The sequence below is a fragment of the Streptomyces acidicola genome (assembly GCF_009377235.1).
In the GTDB taxonomy this organism is placed as follows: Bacteria; Actinomycetota; Actinomycetes; order Streptomycetales; family Streptomycetaceae; genus Streptomyces; species Streptomyces acidicola.
On sequence record NZ_VMNX01000437.1, the window covers coordinates 1 to 3,628 of the forward strand.

The 3,628-nt window shown below is 70.5% G+C and carries 3 protein-coding genes; all 3 read left to right on the forward strand.

What is annotated here, in order from left to right:
• Nucleotides 1–29: 29 nt before the first annotated feature.
• A complete protein-coding gene (locus FPZ41_RS45550) occupies nt 30–1,178 on the forward strand; it encodes an acyl-CoA dehydrogenase family protein (protein ID WP_152870680.1) in 1,149 nt (382 codons plus the stop codon).
• A gap of 66 nt (nt 1,179–1,244) precedes the next feature.
• Complete coding sequence (locus tag FPZ41_RS45555) at nt 1,245–2,867, forward strand: 4-coumarate--CoA ligase family protein (RefSeq protein ID WP_322621563.1); 1,623 nt, start codon at nt 1,245–1,247, stop codon at nt 2,865–2,867.
• Nucleotides 2,864–3,607 (forward strand): enoyl-CoA hydratase family protein, encoded by a 744-nt coding sequence (locus FPZ41_RS45560; RefSeq protein WP_322621564.1) that lies wholly within the window; start codon nt 2,864–2,866, stop codon nt 3,605–3,607. Before FPZ41_RS45555 ends, FPZ41_RS45560 begins: the two co-directional genes overlap by 4 nt.
• Nucleotides 3,608–3,628 lie beyond the last annotated feature (21 nt).

Consider the following 3,628-nt stretch of genomic DNA (forward strand, 5'->3'; position numbering starts at 1 on the left):
CCCCCTTAGGAGCCCCCGTGTCCCCCGTCATGGAAACCGACGAACACAAGGCCCTACGAGCCGCCGTAGCCACCCTCGGCAAGCGCTACGGCCGCGAGTACCTCATGACCGTCCACCAGGAGGGCCGCTACCCCGACGAACTCTGGTCCGAGGCAGCGGGGCTCGGCTACCTCAGCGTCAACCTGCCGGAGGAATACGGCGGCGGAGGCGGCGGCATAGCCGAACTCTCCATCGTCCTCGAAGAACTCGGCGCCGCAGGCTGCCCCCTCCTCATGCTGATCGTCTCGCCGGCCATCTGCGGCACGGTCGTCGCCCGCTTCGGAACCGAGCAACAAAAGCAGGAGTGGCTGCCCGCCCTGGCGAACGGCACCCGCACCATGGCCTTCGGCATCACCGAACCCGACGCCGGTTCCAACTCCCACCGCATCACCACCACCGCCCGCCGCGACGGCGCCGACTACCTGCTCACGGGCCGCAAGGTCTTCGTCTCCGGCGTCGACATCGCGGACGCGACCCTCATCGTCGGCCGCACCGCGGACGCCCGTACCGGCACCCTCAAGCCCTGCCTGTTCATCGTCCCCAGGGACGCCCCCGGCTTCGAACGACGGCCGATCGACATGGAGATCCAGTCCGCCGAGAAGCAGTTCGAGCTCACGCTGGACGGCGTACGGCTGCCCGCGGACGCGCTCGTCGGAGACGAGGACGCGGGCCTGCTGCAACTCTTCGCGGGACTCAATCCCGAGCGCATCATGACGGCCGCGTTCGCGATCGGCATGGGGCGCCATGCCGTCGCCAAGGCCGTCGAGTACGCCCGCGACCGCACCGTGTGGAAGACACCCATCGGCGCCCACCAGGCCATCGCCCACCCCCTCGCGCAGGCCCACATCGACCTCGAACTGGCCCGCCTGATGATGCAGAAGGCCGCCTTCCTGTACGACTCCGGGGACGACATGGCCGCCGGGGAGGCCGCCAACATGGCCAAGTACTCCGCCGGAGAGGCCTGCGTGAAGGCCGTCGACCAGGCGGTGCACACCCTCGGCGGCAACGGCCTCACCCGCGAGTTCGGGCTCGGCTCCCTCATCACGGCCGCGCGCGTGTCTCGTATCGCACCGGTGAGCCGGGAGATGATTCTCAACTACGTCTCCCACCAGACCCTGGGCCTGCCCAAGTCGTACTGAGAGCGGGACCCCACCGGGCCGTGTCCCGCAGGACACCGTCGTGGCACCGTCGTGCGAGGAGGAACCGTGTTCCGCAGCGAGTACGAAGAAGTCCCGGCCGTCGAACTCCCCATCCACGAGGCCGTCCTGGGCCGGGCCGCCGAGTTCGGCGACACACCCGCGCTGATCGACGGCGTCGACGGCACCACGATCACGTACGAGCAACTGGACCGCTTCCACCGGCGGCTGGCCGCCGCGTTCGCCGACACGGGCGTCGAGAAGGGCGACGTGCTCGCCCTGCACAGCCCGAACACGATCGCCTTCCCGACGGCCTTCTTCGCCGCCACGCGCGCGGGAGCCTCGGTCACCACCGTGCACCCGCTCGCCACGCCCGACGAACTGGCCAAACAGCTCACCGACTCCGGAGCCCGCTGGATCGTGACGGTCTCGCCCCTCCTGGAGACGGCCCGTACGGCCGCCGAACGCGCAGGCGGCATAAGGGAGATCTTCGTCTGCGACAGGGCCCCCGGACACCGTTCGCTGACCGACATGCTCGCCACCGCCGCGCCCGAACCACAGATCGCCATCGACCCTGTCGAGGACATCGCCGCCCTGCCGTACTCCTCCGGCACGACCGGCATCCCCAAGGGCGTCATGCTCACCCACCGGTCCATCGCCACCAACCTCGCGCAGCTCGAACCCGTCATGACGGCGAGGCCCGGCGACCGCGTCCTGGCCGTCCTCCCGTTCTTCCACATCTACGGGCTGACGGCCCTCATGAACGCACCCCTCAGACAGGGCGCCACCGCCGTCGTCCTGCCGCGCTTCGACCTCGACACGTTCCTCGCCGCGATCGAGACGCACCGCATCACCCACCTGTACGTGGCCCCGCCGATCGTCCTCGCCCTCGCCAAGCACCCGGCGGTCGCCCAGTACGACCTGTCGTCCCTGAAGCACATCATCTCCGCCGCCGCACCCCTCGACGCCGACCTCGCCCGGACCTGCGCCCGCCGCCTCGGCCTGCCACCCATAGCCCAGGGCTACGGCATGACGGAACTCTCGCCCTGCACCCACATCGTCCCCTCCGACCGCACCGAGGACGCACCCCCCGGAACGGTCGGCAAGCTCCTCCCCGGCACCGAGATGCGGATCGTCTCCCTGGACGACCCCTCCACTGACGTCGGCGCCGGCGAACGCGGCGAGATACTCATCCGGGGCCCCCAGGTCATGAAGGGCTACCTGGGCCGCCCCGACGCCACCGCCGCCATGATCGACGAGGACGGCTGGCTGCACACCGGAGACGTCGGCCACGCCGACGCCGGCGGCTGGCTCCACATCGTCGACCGCGTCAAGGAACTGATCAAATACAAGGGCTTCCAGGTCGCCCCCGCCGAACTGGAGGCCCTCCTCCTCACCCACCCGGGCATCGCGGACGCCGCCGTGATCGGCTTCTACAACGACGACAACAACGAGGTCCCGCACGCCTATGTGGTCCGCCAGCCCACCGCGACGGACCTCTCCGAAGGAGAGGTCATGACGTACGTCGCCGAACGCGTCGCCCCCTACAAACGCGTCCGCCGCGTCACCTTCGTCGCCGGCGTACCCCGCGCCGCCTCCGGCAAGATCCTCCGCCGCGAACTGCGCGACCTCCAGGAACAGCGCAGGGTTCTGGAACAGCGCAGGGCCCAGGAACTACGGGAGAAGCCGTGACGGAAACGGGACTCGTCCACCGCGCAGACCACCGCGGCATCACCACCCTCACCCTCGACTCACCCGCCAACCGCAACGCCCTGTCGGCCACGCTCGTCGGCGAACTCTCCGACGCGCTGACCGGGTGCGGCAAGGACCGCGACGTCCGCGCCGTCGTCCTCACCCACACCGGGAACACCTTCAGTGCGGGCGCCGACCTGCGCGACCCCCCGCACCCGGACGCCCTGGTCGACCTGATGCGCCAGATCGTCGAACTCCGCAAACCGGTCCTGGCCCGGGTCACCGGACACGTACGGGCCGGCGGCCTCGGCCTGCTCGGCGCGTGCGACATCGCGGTGGCCTCGACCGCGGCCACCTTCGCCTTCACGGAGGTACGCATCGGCGTCGCGCCCGCCGTCATCTCCCTGCCCCTCCTGCCCCGCACGGACCCGCGTGCCCTCGCCCGTTACTCCCTCACCGGCGAACGCTTCGACGCGCCCGAGGCGGCCCGCATCGGACTGGTCACGGCGACCGGCGACGACGTGGACGACGTCCTCGCCCCCGTGCTCGACGGCCTCCGCCGCGCCTCGCCCCAGGGCCTGGCCGAGACGAAACAGCTGTTCACGGCTAGGGTGCTGGAGGCATTCGACCGGGACGCGGCCGACCTCACGGCGCTCTCGGCCCGGCTGTTCTCCTCCCCGCAGGCCCGCGAGGGAATGGCGGCCTTCCTCGAACGACGGGATCCCACATGGGTGGAGTGAGCACCATCGACCGCGTTCCCG